Raw genomic sequence first — 16,556 nt, forward strand, 5'->3', positions numbered from 1 at the left:
GCCCGGCCCGCCGGCGCTTCTGACGGTTGAAGGAACCGAAGGAACAGCCGGCGGGCTAGCTCGGGTACTTCACAACCGCTTGAAGCCCTCAACTACCAGCAGAATGAGCCCGACCGTGCCACCGAACGCGGCGAAACCATAAAGGACGGTGTCCGAAAGGGGGGAACCGCTGGCCTGTTTGAGCAGGGCGGCCACAATGCCCGCGATGACGGCCAGCGCAAGGATCAGCCCCATGGTGAGGAGGCGGGTCCGGGTGTCCACTTCCTTGCTTCCCTTCTCCCGGTCGAGAAGGGCGGGCATGCCTCAGCTCGACCAGGTAAGAACCTGGTGGGCTGAGTCCTGCCCTGTTCGGAACCCGCCCGGGTACTCCGGGAACGTTGGAGGGAAGTCTCAGTTGTACTAAGGGCGCGGCATCCCCGTTCGCTGGAGGTAACACCCATTGTCCGCCGAACTCGGACAGGGCAGCGAACGACACAGGAAGGCTAGTTAACCCGTCCTGCACCCGGTCGGCGAGCTTAGCAGACCGCACCTCCACCTGAAGCTCGAAGGACGATCTGGAGAGGAGGGCTCAGCTTCTCGGGGGGTGGGGAGGGCCAAAGAGACCGTAGGCCGTCATGATCCCAAGGATGGCCCCGGTGACTCCAATTCCCACACCGAGGGCAGCAGCAATGATCTCTCCCACTTTGCCGCCGAACACAATAAGGAAGACGATCACGAACGTGATGTTGAAACCAAGGGAGATCGCGAGCGATACACACAACTTGCGCTTGCTGGGGTCCACGGCCGGCATGTCCTCTCTCTTTGGCCGATAGACCTGGGGAGAGAGGCGTGCCTCAGCTCCACCAGGACTTACGTAATCCCTGGCAGAACCGAAGCCCGTTGCCACCCGGAGCAGGGGTCGGTCTGGTCGTTATCTTGCTGTCCGCCACGGGCAAACCCTTGCCCTAGCCTTCGGACACTCAGATCGGTCCGGGACTCCTTGTCACGCTGTCCACCGGGTGGGGTTCTGTTGGATTCCCCCTGGACACCGTTCCATGCCCGGGTCGCTCTCCCGGGCACGTCCACCAGAATACGTGACTGTGCGGCTGATGGAGCGCGCTTCACCAAAAGACCGAAACATGAAGGAAGGCCCCGGATCACTCCGGGGCCCTCAGTCGAAGGAAGGAAGATCAGCGAGCAGCGGCCCAAGCCTTCACTCGGTCCGCAAGATCCTGCGGGAGGGCCAGCCCCACGGCTGGTGTCCCGTTCACCGTGCGGCGAACCATCACCTTGACCCCTGCCTCACGGAGGTTGGCGCCCCGTTCCGCGTCGTCCAGCGTCTCCCACAGCTCCCCGTAGGTCTGGCCGGTCCCCTCGTACCGCCATGAGGCCGGACGGTTGGGGAGGGTTTCCAGCTCTGCAATCTGTTCGTCCAGGGCCGTGAGTTGCGCTGTAATGCGCTCCCGCGCACCGGCGGACTTGGTGATCGTGAGTTGCGTCGTGAGGGCGTCGTAGGCGGCCTGAGCCGTTTCCAGGGCTTCCGTGTGGTCCTCCCCCGGCACGTAGACCCGCCGCTCAACTTCCATGCTGCCCAGCTTCGCGAGGAACTCCCCGTACACCACCGACTCAAGCTCGTGAGACCGGTACGGCTTGTCCGGGCACGTCTCCACCGTCGTGTCGTTGGTCGACGCGCACCGGTAGTAGAAGTACGGAACCATCTCGCCCTTGGCGTTCTCCTTCTTCACGCCCCGCCGGTACATAGGCCGCTCACAGCGTCCACAGAAAGCCACCTGAAGGAGCGGAGCCGCATCGCTGCGGCTCCCCGTCTTGTTCTGGGCGTTGTCCTTCAGCTTGTCCTGTAGGCGTTCCCACTGGGCGCGGGTAAGGATCGGGTCGGCGTACTGGACCGGCATCCCGTCCGGGTGGCGGACGACATCCCCGTCCGCCGTCTTCCGCTGGCCCAGCAGGCTCGGGGACCTGAGGATGTCGTAGAGAGCGGTGTACGCCCACCCTTTGCCGTCCCTGGCGGTCGGTATCCCTTCCTCGTTGAGCCGCTTCGCCTGAGACAGGGTCGAGGCACCCCCAATGATCCGGTCCACAACCCCCCGAATCACTTCGGCCTGTTCAGGGTCGATGACCAGATACCAACCCTTGCGGCCTGGAATCTGGGTCTTCGTGTAGCCGTAGGGGACGCGGCCACCGGGCCAGCGGCCTTGCCGCAAGATCTCTTCGTAACCCTCCTTGGTTCGCTGCGCGATCATTTCGCGCTCGAACTCGGCGAAGATGGCGAGGACTCGCGCCATGAGGCGGCCGGATGAGGTTGTGAGGTCCAAGGGCGGATCGAGGACCACTAGGTCAACCGCGTGGTCTGTGGTCCACTCGTCCAGATCAACGAAGTCCCGGAGCCTGCGGACGGCCCGGTCAAGCTTGGCGAAGATCAGTAGCTCAAACTCATCAGGACGCTTGAGCCACTGGCCCAGTTCGGGACGGTCCCACGGCGGGATGCCCGCCGATACGTCCAGGTCGATAGCCCAACCGATGATCTCAATCTCGTTGGCATCCGCGAATGCCTGGATGAGGGTCTTCTGACGCTCGGGGGACGTCGTGTCCTCCGTGAGGCTTGAGAGCCTGATGGCTCCGACCGCGCGCCGCTTGTCTGCCATGATCCCCGCCTTCCTGGCCAGCGAGGTTACCCCGCTGACGTAGTTGTCATCACTTCGGGTTCGGCTGGCCCAACCGGCACGTCACCGTCTCCCTGTTCCCCGCGAGCATGCCCAAGAAAGGGTCGATCTTCGACCTCGCCATAGCCGTGGCCCTGCTCGCCGCCGCGGAGGTCGTCCCGGCGCGGTCCTGCGCCGGGCTGGTGATGATCGGCGAGCTCGGCCTGGACGGCCGGCTCCGGCCGATCCAGGGCGTGCTGCCCGCGGTCCTGGCCGCCGCCAACTACGGGTGCCGCACCGTCGTCGTCCCGCGGGCGAACGCCGCCGAGGCCGAGCTCGTCCCGGGCGTGGAGGTGGTCTCCGCCGCGACGCTGCGCGGCCTGCTCTGCATCCTGCGGGACGAACCGCCGCCCATCGAGGAGGCGGAGCCCGACGACGTGTCGGTGGCGGCCGACGGGTCGGCGATCCGGCGGCTCGACGTCCCGGCCGATCTCGACCTGGCCGACGTCCGCGGCCAGGCGGAGGCGCGGCGGGCGCTGGAGATCAGCGCCGCCGGCGGGCACCACCTGTACTTCACCGGGCCGCCGGGCTGCGGGAAAACCATGCTGGCGGAACGGCTGCCGACGCTGATGCCGCCGCTGGAGCCCGACTCGGCGCTGGAGGTCACCGCGATCCACTCCGTCGCGGGGACGCTCCCTCCCGGCCAGCCCCTGATCACCCAGCCCCCGTTCCACGCGCCGCACCACACGGCGAGCCGAGCGTCCATGGTCGGCGGCGGATCGGGCCGGGTGCTGCAACCGGGCGCCGTCTCCCTCGCCCACAGGGGCATCCTGTTCCTGGACGAGGCTCCCGAATTCATGGCGGGGACCCTCGACGCCCTGCGCCAGCCCCTCGAAGAGGGCGAGGTGCGCATCAGCCGAGCCGAGGGCACCTCCCGGTTCCCCGCCCGCTTCACCCTCGTCCTCGCGGCCAACCCGTGCCCGTGCGCCGCCGCCAAGCAGGTCGACTGCTCCTGCGCCCCCGGAGTGCGCCGCAAGTACAGCACCCGCGTCACCGGGCCGCTCCTCGACCGCATCGACCTCAAACTGGAACTCGCTCCCGCCACCAAGGCCGAACTCCGCTACGACCTGGAGTTCGCCGAGGCCAGCAAGGTGGTGGCGGACCGGGTCATGCTCGCCAGGGAGCGGACGCTGAAACGCCTGACCGGTACCCCATGGCGAACGAACTCGGAGATCCCCGGTCCCGAGCTGCGCCGCCGCTTCACGCCCGCCGCGGAGGCCATGCGGATGGTGGACGAGTCGCTGCAACGCGGAACGCTCAGCGCACGCGGCCTCGACCGCGTCCTGCGCGTCGCGTGGACGATCGCCGACCTCGCCGGTCACGACGAGCCGGACGCGGACGACATCGGCGGCGCCCTGGCGCTCTGGCACGCGGGGCGGTCATGACCTCGATGCCCATGACGCCGGAGCGGGCGGCCCGCGCCGCGCTCACCGCCGTCGCCGAACCCGGCGACGCGTTCCTCAACCGCATCGTCGGGCACTGCGGCGCCGAAGGGGCGCTAGACGTGATCCGTTCTGGCGCCGTCCCCGCCGACCTGCCCACCGCGCCGAAGGAGATCCAGCGGCTGGAGCACTGGCGCATCCGCCTGGCCGCCGCCGAACCCGACCGCGACCTGGCCGTCTGCGCGCAGTTCGGCGGCCGCCTGGTCTGCCCCGGGGAACCGGAATGGCCCACCACCCTCGACGATCTCGGTGGTGAACGGCCCTACGCGCTCTGGCTCCGCGGCCCCGAGGACCTGCGCCACGCCTGCCTGAGATCGGTCGCCATGGTCGGCTCGCGCGCCTCGTCCCCGTACGGGCAGCGGATGGCCTCCGACTTCGCGTCCGAGCTCGCCGACGACGGCTGGACAGTGGTCTCCGGCGGAGCGCTCGGCATCGACGCCGCCGCCCACCGCGGCTCCCTGGCCGCCGACGGCCGCACGGTCGCGGTCCTGGCCAACGGCGTGGACGTGCCCTACCCGGCCTCGAACGAGGGCCTGTTCGCGGAGATGGCACGCCGGTCCCTGCTGGTGAGCGAGTCGCCGCCCGGCACCCATCCGCACCGGCTGCGCTTCCTCGTCCGCAACCGGGTGATCGCCGCTCTCTCCCGCGGTTCGGTGATCGTCGAGGCGGAGGCCCGCAGCGGCGCCCTCAACACCGCAGCGTGGGCCCGCAGGCTCGGCCGCGTGCTGATGGCCATGCCGGGGCCGGTCACGTCCCGCTCATCGGTCGGCTGCCACCAGCTTCTCCGGCAGGAGGGCACCGTCCTCGTGAGCCGCACCGAGGAGATCATCGAGGCCGTCGGTCGGCTGGGCGCCGACCTCGCGCCGCCTCCGCAGACGCCCGTCCTTCCCCGCGACCGCCTGGAACCGGTCACCCGCGCCGTCCTGGAGGCCTTTCCCGCGCGGGGCGCGACCGGCCCGGCGGTCCTAGCCGCCAAGGCGGGCATGGACCTGGCCGCCATCAACGCCAAGCTCGGCCTGCTGGCGGCGTCCGGCTTCATAGAACGGGCCCCGAGCGGCTGGCGCCTCACCAAGACCGCCAAATCCCCCCGCTAACGCACTCGTCCAGCCAAGGAGACAACATGCCCCCATCCCAGCCCCCAGGCGTCTGGAGCCGCCAACGCACCGAACGGTCAGTGGGGGCGCTGAGTGGTGGGTGCGGGCGGGGTGGGCGCGAGGGTCACTGATCGGAGGGGAGTTCGAAGTCGCTCTTCGCGAGTTCCTCGACGTTGACGTCCTTGAAGGTGACGACACGCACGTTCTTGACGAAGCGCGCGGGGCGGTACATGTCCCAGACCCAGGCGTCCTGCATGGTGACCTCGAAGTAGGTCTCGCCGTTGTCGGCGCCGCGCACCTGCAGGTCGACCGAGTTGGTGAGGTAGAACCTCCGCTCGGTCTCGACGACGTAGGTGAAAAGCCCGACGACGTCGCGGTACTCGCGATAGAGCTGCAGCTCCATCTCGGTCTCGTACTTCTCGAGATCCTCGGCGCTCACGCCCGTGCCCCTTCCGTACGGCCCTCGCCGGGGACCTCCCCTTCGGTCTCCTCCCCCAAGGCCATCTCCCCATTGTTACGCAAGGCACGCCCGACATTGACGTAGGAGAACCGATGCTCCGGACAGGGCCCGTGCTCGGCCAGCGCCGCACCGTGCGCGCGCGTCACGTATCCCTTGTGGACGTCGAAGCCGTACTCGGGGTAGCGCTGATGGAGATCCACCATGATGCGGTCCCGGGTGACCTTCGCGACGATGGAGGCGGCGGCCACGCAGGCGGCGACCTGGTCGCCTTTGATCACCGCCAGGCCCGGGGCCTCCAGCCCCGGCACCGGGAACCCGTCGCTGAGGACGTAGGCGGGACGGGTGTCCAGGACCGCCAGAGCCCGCCGCATGCCGGTGACGTTGCAGCGGTGCAGGCCGATCCTGTCGATGTCATGGCAGGGCACGACGATCGCGCTCCACGCCCGCGCCCGCGCGGTGATCTCGGCGTACAGCTCCTCGCGGCGCGCCGCCGTCAGCAGCTTGGAATCGGTGAGGCCCTCGATCCGCCCGCCCCGGCCGCCCTGGAGGATCACGGCGCCGACGACCAGCGGGCCGGCGCAGGCCCCGCGGCCCGCCTCGTCGACGCCCGCCACGGGACTGAACCCGGCGTGCTCCAAGGCGCGCTCGTAGGCGTGCAGCCCCGCGTCACGGCGCGGCGTGAAGCGAAGTGGACGACCCTTCATGCTCCGCAGCGTACGTCGCCCGAACACCCCGCCGCTCACCGAATGCCACTGTTCCGGGCATGTCCCCGATCACGCCGCCCCCATGACCGGCCACAAGGCGGTTGCGGGCGCGCCGGGAACGAAAGGGCGCCGGGCTGGCCTGCGGCGCGGCGGGTCGCGTACCTGCGGTTACGGGCGTCGGCGTTTGCGGCGCAGGTAGGCGATCGGAAGGGTGCCGAGGATTCCGAGGGCCATGGGCGTGGCAGGGGCCGCCATGGAGGCGGTCTTGAAGCCGGCCTGCTTGAAGGTGTCCGGGATCGGCAGGGTGTCGATGCGGTTCAGCGGCCAGACGATCACGAAGGCGCGGCCGATGACGCGGTCGGTGGGGATGGTCCCGCCGCCGGGGTCGCCGCGGTGGGAGCGGGAGTCGTAGGAGAGCTCCCGGTGGTCGCCCATGACCCAGAGCTGGCCCGGCTTCACGTAGGCGTCGAACGGCTCGTTGGACGGCTTGTTCTGCTCGTGGGTCACCGGGTCGGTGTAGAGGTAGGACTTCTCGTTCAGGGGGACGCCGTTGACGGTGACGCGGCCCTGCGCGTCGCAGCAGCGGACGTGGTCGCCGGGGACGCCGATGACGCGCTTGATGTAGTCCTTCTCGTTGGGCGCCACGCCGAAGGCGGTGCCGACGGCGCGCAGCGCCTTCGAGAACGGGTTGGTCGGCTTCGAGATGTGGGTCTCGGGGTCCCAGGAGTCGAGGCCGTTGAAGACGACGACGTCGCCGCGGTGGATGTCGCGGGTGTGGTAGACGATCTTGTTGACGAGGACCCGGTCGCCGATCTGGAGGGTGTTCTCCATCGAACCGGACGGGATGTAGAACGCCTGGACCGCGAAGGCCTTGATGACGAGGGCGAGGACGACCGCGACGACGATCAGGACGGGCAATTCCTTCCAGAACGAGCCCGGCTTCTTCTTTTTCTTCTCGCCGTCGTCGTCGGCGGAGTCCTTCTCGTCTCCGCCGTTCCCGTCGTCGGCGGAGTCGCCCGAGGCGTCGGCCGTCTTCTCCTCGGCGGAGGTCACGGTCTCCTCTTCATCGGGCACCGCGCCCTCGGCTTCGGATCGCACGTCTCTCCGATCGTCCTCGTCAGTCATCAGGGACAAAGCCTAGCGGCGACCTGCCCCGAGCACCGGTCGGCTGGGCGTGTCGCCGTGCACCGCGACCGCGTATCAGCCCGAAACGGGCAACGCCCCGGAGACCGCAGCGGGTTCCCGGGGCGTCGGCGATCAGCGGGCTCAGAAGTCGCGCTTCTCCTTGATGCGCGCCGCCTTGCCGCGCAGGTTGCGCAGGTAGTACAGCTTGGCGCGGCGGACGTCGCCGCGGGTGACGACCTCGATCTTGTCGATCGAGGGGCTGTTGAGCGGGAACGTCCGCTCGACGCCGACGCTGTAGCTGACCTTCCGGACGGTGAAGGTCTCGCGGGCGCCGCCGCCCTGCCGCCGGATCACCACGCCCTGGAAGACCTGGATACGGCTCCGGTTGCCTTCGGTGACGCGCACGTGCACCTTCAGCGTGTCGCCCGGACGGAAGTCCGGGACGTCGGCGCGCATGGCGGCCTTCTCGATCTCCTGGATCAGGGTGTGCATCGCAGCGGTTCCTCTTGGTCGAACGCGGGCGTCGAGAGGCCCCATGGGACATCGGTGGGGGCGTCGCGCCGCGGAGAGTGGTCTTCGTACCGCGCGTACGAGCGCACGGACGCTTTAGTCTGCCATATCTTCGGCGTCAACCGGAAAACCGGCCTCCCGCAGCACCCGGCGATCATGCTCGTCGAGGCCGCCGGACGCGAGCCGGGGCAGCAGTTCGGGGCGGTGCCGGGCGGTGCGGCGCAGCGCCTCGTCGCGGCGCCAGCGGGCGATCGCGCCGTGGTGGCCGGACAGCAGGACGTCGGGGACGGCGCGGTCCCGCCAGACTGGCGGCTTGGTGTAGACGGGGCCTTCGAGCAGCGACTCCATCGCGCCGGGGGCGAAGGAGTCGTCGGCGACGGAGTCGGCGTTGCCGAGGACGCCGGGCAGGAGGCGTCCGACCGCCTCGACCATGACCAGGACGGCGACCTCGCCGCCGGCGAGGACGAAGTCGCCGAGGCTGACCTCGTCCACCGGCATGCGGGTGCGGGCGTCTTCGGCGACGCGGGAGTCGATGCCCTCGTAGCGGCCGCAGGCGAACAGCAGCCACGGCTCGGCGGCGTACTCGGCGGCGAGCGCCTGGGTGAACGGGCGGCCGCTGGGCGTCGGGATGATCATGCGGGGGGCGGCGCCGGGCGGCGCGAGGTCGTCGAGGGCCTCGCCCCAGGGTTCGGGCTTCATGACCATGCCGGGGCCGCCGCCGTAGGGGGTGTCGTCCACGGTGCGGTGGCGGTCGTGGGTCCAGTCGCGCAGGTCGTGCACGTGCACGTCGAGCAGCCCGGTGCGGCGGGCCTTGCCGAGCAGGGAGATCTCCAGGGGCGCGAAGTACTCCGGGAAGATCGTGACGATGTCGAGTTTCATGATCCGTCGAGCAGGCCGGGGGGCGGGTCGATCACGAGCCGGCCGCCGGCGACGTCGACCTCGGGGACGAGCGCGGCCACGAAGGGGACGAGGGTCTCGCCGCCGGGGCCGCGCACGACCAGCAGGTCCTGGCCGTGGTGCAGGATGCCGGCGACCTCGCCGACGTCGGCGCCGGCGGTGGTGACGACGGCGAGCCCGATCAGTTCCTGGTCGTGGTACTCGTCGGGGTCGGCGGAGGGGGGGATGTCACCGGAGTCGACGACCAGCCAGGTGCCGCGGAGGGTCTCCGCGGCATCGCGGTCGTCGATTCCGGCGAAGCGCAGGAGCAGGCGTCCCGAGTGCCATCGGGCCCGTTCAACGGTGAGGGGGCCGGTGGACGCGGGATCGGTCTCGATCCGGGTGCCGGCGGCGAACCGGCCTTCCGGGTCGTCGGTGCGGACGTCGACGGTGACCTCGCCGCGGACGCCGTGCGGGCGGCCGATGCGCCCGACGACCAGCGGGTCGCTCATCGGCCCCGCCCCCGGAGGGCGAGGCTACGAGGGCCGGCGGGCGCGAGGCCCGCCGGCGTACCGCTTCCGGCGGCGGCCGGGACGGCCACCACCGGGGCGAGCGTGCCCCGGCATGCGCGATGCCAGGGGCTCACTCAGCGGACCTCGTTGACGTCGAGCAGGTCCACGCGCACGTACCGGCCCCCGGAAAGGGCGCTGATGACGGTGCGCAGGGCCTTGGCGGTACGACCGCTGCGGCCGATGACCTTGCCGAGGTCCTCGGGGTGCACGCGCACCTCCAGGACCCGGCCGCCCCTGATCCGGCGGGCGCGGACCCGGACGTCGTCCGGGTTCTCCACGATCCCGCGGACCAGGTGCTCGAGCGCTTCTTCGAGCACGTCAGCCCTCGCTCTTGGCTTCGTCGGTCTCGGTGGCCTTCGCCTCGGACTTCTTCGGCTCGGCCTTCTTCTTGCCGCGGGCGGCGGTGGCCTCGGCGGCGTCGTCGCCCATCGACTCCTTGACGGCGGCCTCGAAGGCGGCCTTCCGGTCGGCCTTGGGCTCGGCGACCTTGAGGGTGCCCTCGGCGCCGGGCTCGCCCTTGAACTTCTGCCAGTCGCCGGTGATCTTCAGCAGGTTGAGCACGGGCTCGGTCGGCTGCGCGCCGACGCCGAGCCAGTACTGCGCGCGCTCGGAGTCGATCTGGATGAGCGACGGCTCCTGCTTGGGCTGGTAGAGCCCGATCTCCTCGATGGCCCGCCCGTCACGCTTGGTGCGGGCGTCGGCGACGACGATCCGGTACTGCGGGTTCCGGATCTTCCCCAGACGCTTGAGCTTGATCTTGACTGCCACGGGTGTGGTGTACTCCAGACTTCATTACAGGGTGGGCGGCCCGTGCCAGGTGGGGAACACCGGCTCACCGCCGCCCGATGGACTCCGGCCGCGCAGGACGAGAGAGGGCGCCTCGCGGGTCCGGGTTTCCAGCCTGTCATTCTGCCAGATCGTCGCCGTGAACGCGCAATCGGCGGAAGCCGTGTTGCCCTGTCGCGCGACGCCGCCCCGAAGGCCCCGCTGAGCTGGGCGGCGCTTCCCTTCGGGCGCTCCGATGGCCCGGCGCCGAGGGGTGCGCGGGAGGGCGCTCGGGAGGCGGCGGCGGGGTGTGCGCGGGCCGGCGCACCGTCCCGTCAGGGCGGTGCGCCGGGCGCGGTCACTTGTTCTTGCGGTTCTGGAGCTTGCCGAGGTCGGGCATCTGGAAGCCGGGGGGCAGCTGGCCGCCGAGGCCCGGGGGCAGGCCGCCGCCGGGGCCGCCGAGGCCGGGCGGCAGTCCCTTCGGCGCGCCGCCGGCCGCCGGCTGCTGCTCCTGGGGCTGCTTGCCGCCGGCGCGCTTGCGCGGGTCGCCGCTGCGCTGCTTGCCCTTCTTGTTCTTGGCGGCCTTCGCGGCCTTGGCCGCCTTGCGGCGGCCTCCGGGCATGCCGGGCAGGCCCATGCCGCCGGCCATCTGCCGCATCATCTTCTGCGCGTCGAAGAACCGGGTGACGAGGCTGTTGACCTCGCCGACGCCGACGCCGGAGCCCTTGGCGATGCGGGCCCGCCGGGAGCCGTTGATGATCTTCGGCTGGGCGCGCTCCTGCGGGGTCATGGAGCGGATGATCGCGGCGATCCGGTCCAGGTCCTTGTCGTCGATCTGGCTGATCTGGTCGCGGACCTGCCCCATGCCGGGCATCATCCCGAGCAGGTTGCCGATCGGGCCGAGCTTGCGGATCATCATCATCTGCTCGAGGAAGTCCTCGAGGGTGAAGTCCTCGCCCGAGGCGAACTTGCTGCTCATCCGCTCGGCCTGCTCGGCGTCGAACGCCTGCTCGGCCTGCTCGATCAGGGTGAGGATGTCGCCCATGTCGAGGATGCGGCCGGCCATCCGGTCCGGGTGGAAGACGCTGAAGTCCTCCAGCTTCTCGCCCGTCGAGGCGAACATGATCGGACGGCCGGTGATGTGCCGGACCGACAGCGCGGCGCCGCCGCGGGCGTCGCCGTCGAGCTTGGTGAGCACGACCCCGTCGAAGCCGACGCCGTCCATGAACGCCTGGGCGGTGTTGACGGCGTCCTGGCCGACCATGGCGTCGACGACGAACAGCACGTCGTCGGGCTTGACGGCGTCGCGGATGTCGATGGCCTGCTGCATCATCTCGGCGTCGATGCCGAGGCGGCCGGCGGTGTCGATGACGACGATGTCGTGCTGGGCGTGCCGGGCCTGGTCGATGGAGCGGCGGGCGACGTCGACGGGGTCGCCGACGCCGCTGCCCGGCTCGGGCGCGAAGACCGCGACGCCGGCGCGCTCGCCGACGACCTGGAGCTGCTGGACGGCGTTCGGGCGCTGCAGGTCGGCGGCGACGAGCATCGGGGTGTGGCCCTCGGCCTTCAGCCACCGGGCCAGCTTGCCGGCGAGGGTGGTCTTGCCCGCGCCCTGAAGGCCGGCGAGCATGATCACGGTCGGCGGGGTCTTGGCGAACCGGATCCGGCGGGTCTCGCCGCCGAGGATGTTGATGAGCTCCTCGTTGACGATCTTGACGACCTGCTGCGCCGGGTTCAGCGCCTGCGAGACCTCCGCGCCGCGGGCCCGCTCCTTGACCTGCGCGATGAAGTCCTTGACCACGGGCAGCGCGACGTCTGCCTCGAGCAGCGCGATGCGGATCTCGCGGGCCGTCGCGTTGATGTCGGCCTCGGAGAGCCGGCCCTTGCTGCGCAGCGACGAGAAGACCGTCGTCAACCGGTCGGAGAGCGTCTCGAACACGTGTCTGGACCGTCCTTGGAAAGCTTCTGGGATCGCCTATCAGCGTATAGGGTCACCGGCCGGTCCCCGCCCGGTCGCCGGATACGGGACTGCGGACGGCAGAGGAGGCGGCGCCACCGTCCCCGTCAGGCGAGCGCGGACAGGACCTGGGAGCGGACCGCCGCGAGCGCGGCGGTGTCGGTGATCGGGGCGCCGTCCCCGTCCACGACGTAGAAGACGTCCACGGCCTCGGCTCCCAGCGTGTCGACCTGGGCGGCGCGGATGTGCAGGCCGCAGGCGCCGAGGGCCTGGCCGATCCGCCACAGCAGGCCGGGCCGGTCGTGCGCGCGGACCTCGACGACGGTGGCGGTGTCGGAGGCGTCCTCCACGATCATGACGCGCGGGGGCGGGACGGCGGCGCCGGGCCGGATCCGGACGGAGCGGGCACGGCGGTCGAGCCGGTCGGCGACGTCGAGCCGGTCGGCGAGCATGCGGCGCAGGTCGGCTTCGAGCGCCGCGGGGTCGGGCGGGGCGCCGTACTCGGGGACGGCGGTGAAGTCGAGGACGGCGGTTCGGGCGTCGGTGGCCGGAGACGAGACGGTGTGCGCGGTGCGGACGGCGAGGCGGTGCAGGGCGAGGACGCCGGCGGCGCGCCAGAGCAGCCCTGGCCGGTCGGGGGCGGCGATGGTGATGCGGGAGCCGATGACGCGGACGGCGGCGCCGTCGTGGCGGGCGAGGGCGAGCCGGTCGGGTCCGAGGACGGGCGGGGGCGGCGGGGTGCCGCCGGACAGGGCGGCGGCGGCGCGGCGGGCGAGTTCGGCGACGAGCCTGGCCTTCCAGGCACCCCACGCGGCGGGGCCGGTGGCGGTGCCGTCGGCGATGGCGAGGGCGGCGAGGAGTTCGAGGATCTCGCGTTCGCGGCCGGGGACGGCGGAGACGGCGGCGGTGACGGTGCCGACGGTGACGGGGTCGTCGAGGTCGCGGCGGGTAGCGGTCTCGGGCAGCAGGAGGTGGTGCCGGACGACCGTCTCCAGGACCCGGACGTCGCCGTCGGGGAAGCCGAGCGCCGCGCCGAGGTCGTGCGCGACGACGGCGCCGCTCGTGGAGTGGTCGCCGGGCCAGCCCTTGCCGATGTCGTGCAGCAGCGCGCCGACCAGCAGCAGGTCGGGGCGGGCGACCTCGCGGGTGAGGGCGGCGGCGCCGGCGGCGGTCTCGACGAGGTGCCGGTCGACGGTGAAGCGGTGCACGGGGTTGCGCTGCGGGCGGTTGCGGACGCGTTCCCAGTCGGGCAGCAGCCGGACGATCAGGCCGGCCTGGTCGAGGGCCTCCCAGACGCCGATGGCGGCGGGTCCGGCGCCGAGCAGCGAGACCAGCGCGCCGCGGGCCTCCGGGGGCCACGGGGCGTCCGGGAGGGCGGCGTCGGCGGCGAGGCGCGCGACGGTCGCGGGGGCGAGCGGGAGGCCCGCCTGGGCGGCGGCGGCCGCGACGCGCAGGACCAGCGCGGGGTCGCTCAGGTCGGCGTTGCGGGCCAGGACGACCTCGCCGTCGTGCTCGACGGCGCCGTCCCCCACCGGCCGGCGCTCGACGGGCGCGCGGCGCGGCCCGGTGCTGCGCGCGACGCGGCGCCACAGGTGGTCGGCGGCGTAGGTGACCGTGCGGGCGGCCTCGGCGATCGCGCTGAGCAGGATGTTGGCGTCCGGCAGGCCGACGGCGCGGGCGACGGCCTCCTGCTCCTGGAGGACGAGCCGGTCGGTGGAGCGCCCGGTGGACTCGTGCAGGGCGTGCCGGATGTCGAGGAGGAGGTCGTGCGCGGCCATGACCCGCCCGTCGGGCGCGGAGGCGATCCAGGACGCGGCGACGGCCCGCATGACGTGGACGTCGCGCAGGCCGCCGTGGGCCTCCTTGAGGTCGGGTTCTAGGAGGAAAGCCAGTTCGCCCTGCTTCTCCCAGCGCTCCCGGCACAGCTCGGCCAGTTCCGGGAGCCGGACGCGGGCGTCGGCGCGCCAGTCGGCGAGGACGGCGGCGCGCAGCTCGTCCACGAGGGTGTGGTCGCCGGCGACGCGGCGGACCGACAGCAGCCCGAGCGCCGCCTTCAGGTCGGCGCGCGCGACGGTCCTGGCCTCCGCGACGGTGCGGACGGAGTGGTCGAGGCGCAGGCCGGAGTCCCAGATGGGGTACCAGAGGCGGTCGGCGATCTCGGCGATGTCGGGGCGCCCGCGGTGCAGCAGCACCAGGTCGAGGTCCCCGCCGGGGGTCAGCTCGCGGCGCCCGTGGCTGCCGACGGCCGCGAGCGCGACGCCGGAGGGCAGGGCATCGGCGGGCGGCGTGCCGGGCGCGGCGGCCGAGGCCCGGACGGCGAACGGCGCCGCACCAGAGGAGGCCGCACCAGAGGACGCGGCGCCAGAGGACGCGGCACGTGAGAGGGCGGCGTCGGAGGGCGCGGCGTCGGAGGGCCCGGCGTCGGTGGGCACGGTGCCGGAGGGCGGGGTGGCGGGGGGCGCCGACCGGCCGGGGACGTCGAGGGCGGCGGCGAGCAGGGCCGCGAGGCGGCGGTCCAGGTCGCCGGCGCGGGCGGCCCGCGCCGCCGCGAGGGCGGCGCGGGCGGCCTCGGGAGCCCGGTCTCCGGCCGGAGGATGGACGAGGGTCACACCGCTCCTACAGGGCTTCCGAGCCGGTCTCGCCGGTCCGCACGCGGACCACGGTGTCCACGGGGACCGCCCAGACCTTGCCGTCGCCGATCTTGTCGGTGCGCGCCGACTTGACGATGACGTCGATGATGTCGTCGGCGTCCTCGTCGTCCACGAGCACCTCGACGCGCAGCTTGGGCACGAGGTCGACCTTGTACTCGGCGCCGCGGTAGACCTCGGTGTGGCCCTTCTGGCGGCCGTAGCCGCTGGCCTCGCTGACGGTCATCCCCTTGACCCCGAAGGTCTCCAGCGCCGCCTTGACCTCGTCCAGCTTGAACGGCTTGATGACGGCGGTGATCAGCTTCACGCGTCGGCCTCCACCTTCTTGTCGGGCGACACCGCGCGCGGTGCCGCGGTGCCGGTAACGGCGGCGCGGGAGGCGCCTCCTCCCGCGGGAGCGAGATCGTACGCCGTCTCCGCGTGCGCGGTGACGTCGATCCCGGCGGCCTCGTCGTCGGCGGAGATCCGGAACCCGATCGTCATGTCGATGATCTTTCCGATGACCCAGGCCATGACGAACGAGTACAGGCCGATCACGACGGGGCCGAGCGCCTGCAGGCCCAGCTGGTGCGCGCCGCCGCCGTAGAACAGGCCCTTGTGCTGGCCCGGCAGGAACGGGTAGGCGGCCAGGAAGCCGAGCGACAGCGCGCCGATCGCGCCGCCGACCAGGTGGACGCCGACGACGTCGAGGGAGTCGTCGTAGCCGAGCTTGTACTTCAGGCCGATCGCGTAGGCGCAGACGACGCCCGCGATGGCGCCGAGGACGATCGCCGCCCACGGGTCGACGAACCCGCACGCCGGGGTGATCGCGACGAGGCCGGCGACGGCGCCGGACGCGACGCCGAGGGTGGTGGCGTGGCCGTCGCGCAGCTTCTCGACCAGGGCCCAGGCGCCCGCGGCGACGGCGGTGGCGATCTGGGTGTTCATGAACGCGAGGCCGGTGGTGCCGTCGACGGCGAGCTCCGACCCGGCGTTGAAGCCGAACCAGCCGAACCACAGCAGGCCGACGCCGAGCAGCACGAACGGCAGGTTGTGCGGCCGCATCGGCTCCTTCGGCCAGCCCCGGCGCTTGCCGAGGACGAACGCCAGCGCGAGGCCCGCCGCTCCGGCGTTGACGTGCACGACGGTGCCGCCCGCGAAGTCCTCGATGCCGAGCTTGTTCAGCCAGCCGGTGCCCCACACCCAGTGCGCGACGGGGAAGTACACCAGCGTCGCCCAGGCGACGGTGAACGTCATCCAGGCGCCGAACTTGGCACGGTCCGCGATGGCGCCGCTGATGAGCGCGACCGTGATGATCGCGAACGTCAGCTGGAACATCGAGAAGACCATGGTCGGGATGTTGTCGCTCTGGTCCTTCAGCAGCCCTTCGGAGACCTGGGTCGCGACGCCCTTCAGCCCGACGGCGTCGAATCCGCCGATGAACTTGTTGACGAACGAACTACCGTTGTCGGTGAAGGCGATGGAGTGCCCGAAGAGGACCCAGAGGATGGTGACGCTGATGATGGCGCCGAACGACATCATCATCATGTTGAGGACGCTCTTCGCCCGCGTCATGCCGCCGTAGAAGAAGGCGAGCCCGGGTGTCATGAGCAGCACCAGCGCCGCTGCCGCCAGCATCCAGGCGGTCGCGCCTGTATCGATCTTCATCTCGGAGAGTGCCCCTCCTCGACCGGAAACGTGGATGCCCCGAGATTCCTGGGCGGC

16 protein-coding genes and 1 pseudogene are annotated in these 16,556 nt (G+C 71.4%); 2 read left to right on the forward strand and 15 right to left on the reverse strand.

Going from position 1 to position 16,556, the window contains the following annotated elements:
- Positions 1-69 precede the first annotated feature (69 nt).
- The 3 genes from ABT299_RS20205 to ABT299_RS20215 all read right to left on the reverse strand — a co-directional run bounded on the left by ABT299_RS20205 (position 70) and on the right by ABT299_RS20215 (position 2,642).
- Positions 70-300, reverse strand: a complete 231-nt coding sequence (locus tag ABT299_RS20205) for a hypothetical protein (protein WP_500251675.1) — start codon at positions 298-300, stop codon at positions 70-72.
- Between the two features lie 268 nt (positions 301-568).
- Positions 569-790 (reverse strand): hypothetical protein, encoded by a 222-nt coding sequence (locus tag ABT299_RS20210; RefSeq protein ID WP_500251676.1) that lies wholly within the window; start codon positions 788-790, stop codon positions 569-571.
- Positions 791-1,169: 379 nt separating this feature from the next.
- Positions 1,170-2,642, reverse strand: coding sequence for a recombinase family protein (locus ABT299_RS20215; RefSeq protein ID WP_500251677.1), 1,473 nt, complete (start codon positions 2,640-2,642; stop codon positions 1,170-1,172).
- 62 nt (positions 2,643-2,704) lie between these two features.
- On the opposite strand from ABT299_RS20215, the pseudogene ABT299_RS20220 reads away from it, so the two are divergent.
- Both ABT299_RS20220 and dprA read left to right on the forward strand, forming a co-directional pair.
- Positions 2,705-4,084: pseudogene (locus ABT299_RS20220) on the forward strand (YifB family Mg chelatase-like AAA ATPase); the annotation flags it as partial.
- Entirely contained in the window at positions 4,081-5,235 is a 1,155-nt protein-coding gene (gene dprA / locus ABT299_RS20225; RefSeq protein ID WP_500251678.1) for a DNA-processing protein DprA, read from the forward strand. The pseudogene ABT299_RS20220 and the gene dprA, both read left to right, overlap by 4 nt.
- A gap of 124 nt (positions 5,236-5,359) precedes the next feature.
- On the opposite strand, the gene ABT299_RS20230 is transcribed toward dprA, so the two are convergent.
- The 12 genes from ABT299_RS20230 to ABT299_RS20285 form a co-directional block, all read right to left on the reverse strand.
- Positions 5,360-5,674, reverse strand: coding sequence for a DUF2469 domain-containing protein (locus ABT299_RS20230; protein ID WP_151539670.1), 315 nt, complete (start codon positions 5,672-5,674; stop codon positions 5,360-5,362).
- Complete coding sequence (locus ABT299_RS20235; RefSeq protein WP_387027329.1) at positions 5,671-6,399, reverse strand: ribonuclease HII; 729 nt, start codon at positions 6,397-6,399, stop codon at positions 5,671-5,673. The genes ABT299_RS20230 and ABT299_RS20235 overlap by 4 nt, the downstream gene beginning before the upstream one ends.
- 168 nt (positions 6,400-6,567) lie before the next feature.
- Entirely contained in the window at positions 6,568-7,497 is a 930-nt protein-coding gene (lepB, locus tag ABT299_RS20240) for a signal peptidase I (RefSeq protein WP_500251679.1), read from the reverse strand.
- 168 nt (positions 7,498-7,665) lie between these two features.
- The gene (rplS, locus tag ABT299_RS20245) at positions 7,666-8,016 is read right to left on the reverse strand and encodes a 50S ribosomal protein L19 (protein WP_067461562.1); all 351 of its coding nucleotides are present in this window, start codon (positions 8,014-8,016) and stop codon (positions 7,666-7,668) included.
- A 114-nt stretch (positions 8,017-8,130) separates the two neighbouring features.
- Complete coding sequence (gene trmD / locus ABT299_RS20250) at positions 8,131-8,913, reverse strand: tRNA (guanosine(37)-N1)-methyltransferase TrmD (RefSeq protein WP_190859741.1); 783 nt, start codon at positions 8,911-8,913, stop codon at positions 8,131-8,133.
- Positions 8,910-9,422, reverse strand: coding sequence for a ribosome maturation factor RimM (gene rimM / locus ABT299_RS20255; RefSeq protein ID WP_190859739.1), 513 nt, complete (start codon positions 9,420-9,422; stop codon positions 8,910-8,912). The genes trmD and rimM overlap by 4 nt, the downstream gene beginning before the upstream one ends.
- A gap of 134 nt (positions 9,423-9,556) precedes the next feature.
- Positions 9,557-9,799, reverse strand: coding sequence for an RNA-binding protein (locus tag ABT299_RS20260; protein ID WP_021598307.1), 243 nt, complete (start codon positions 9,797-9,799; stop codon positions 9,557-9,559).
- Between the two features lies 1 nt (position 9,800).
- A complete protein-coding gene (gene rpsP / locus ABT299_RS20265; protein WP_190859737.1) occupies positions 9,801-10,250 on the reverse strand; it encodes a 30S ribosomal protein S16 in 450 nt (149 codons plus the stop codon).
- Between the two features lie 355 nt (positions 10,251-10,605).
- The gene (gene ffh, locus ABT299_RS20270) at positions 10,606-12,186 is read right to left on the reverse strand and encodes a signal recognition particle protein (protein WP_500251680.1); all 1,581 of its coding nucleotides are present in this window, start codon (positions 12,184-12,186) and stop codon (positions 10,606-10,608) included.
- A gap of 125 nt (positions 12,187-12,311) precedes the next feature.
- A complete protein-coding gene (locus tag ABT299_RS20275; RefSeq protein ID WP_500251681.1) occupies positions 12,312-14,813 on the reverse strand; it encodes a [protein-PII] uridylyltransferase in 2,502 nt (833 codons plus the stop codon).
- A gap of 7 nt (positions 14,814-14,820) precedes the next feature.
- Positions 14,821-15,159 (reverse strand): P-II family nitrogen regulator, encoded by a 339-nt coding sequence (locus tag ABT299_RS20280; RefSeq protein WP_387027320.1) that lies wholly within the window; start codon positions 15,157-15,159, stop codon positions 14,821-14,823.
- Positions 15,156-16,499 (reverse strand): ammonium transporter, encoded by a 1,344-nt coding sequence (locus ABT299_RS20285; protein ID WP_190859731.1) that lies wholly within the window; start codon positions 16,497-16,499, stop codon positions 15,156-15,158. The genes ABT299_RS20280 and ABT299_RS20285 overlap by 4 nt, the downstream gene beginning before the upstream one ends.
- Positions 16,500-16,556: the final 57 nt, after the last annotated feature.

Origin of the sequence: Spirillospora sp. NPDC000708 (assembly GCF_040299565.1) — a bacterium.
Classification (GTDB): domain Bacteria; phylum Actinomycetota; class Actinomycetes; order Streptosporangiales; family Streptosporangiaceae; genus Spirillospora.

Bases quoted from the DNA above. Each gene is read 5' to 3' on its own strand.
- ABT299_RS20205 (WP_500251675.1), bottom strand. From the start codon at position 300: ATGCCCGCCCTTCTCGACCGGGAGAAGGGAAGCAAGGAAGTGGACACC.
- ABT299_RS20210 (WP_500251676.1), bottom strand. From the start codon at position 790: ATGCCGGCCGTGGACCCCAGCAAGCGCAAGTTGTGTGTATCGCTCGCG.
- ABT299_RS20215 (WP_500251677.1), bottom strand. From the start codon at position 2,642: ATGGCAGACAAGCGGCGCGCGGTCGGAGCCATCAGGCTCTCAAGCCTC.
- dprA (WP_500251678.1), top strand. From the start codon at position 4,081: ATGACCTCGATGCCCATGACGCCGGAGCGGGCGGCCCGCGCCGCGCTC.
- ABT299_RS20235 (WP_387027329.1), bottom strand. From the start codon at position 6,399: ATGAAGGGTCGTCCACTTCGCTTCACGCCGCGCCGTGACGCGGGGCTG.
- rplS (WP_067461562.1), bottom strand. From the start codon at position 8,016: ATGCACACCCTGATCCAGGAGATCGAGAAGGCCGCCATGCGCGCCGAC.
- trmD (WP_190859741.1), bottom strand. From the start codon at position 8,913: ATGAAACTCGACATCGTCACGATCTTCCCGGAGTACTTCGCGCCCCTG.
- rimM (WP_190859739.1), bottom strand. From the start codon at position 9,422: ATGAGCGACCCGCTGGTCGTCGGGCGCATCGGCCGCCCGCACGGCGTC.
- ABT299_RS20285 (WP_190859731.1), bottom strand. From the start codon at position 16,499: ATGAAGATCGATACAGGCGCGACCGCCTGGATGCTGGCGGCAGCGGCG.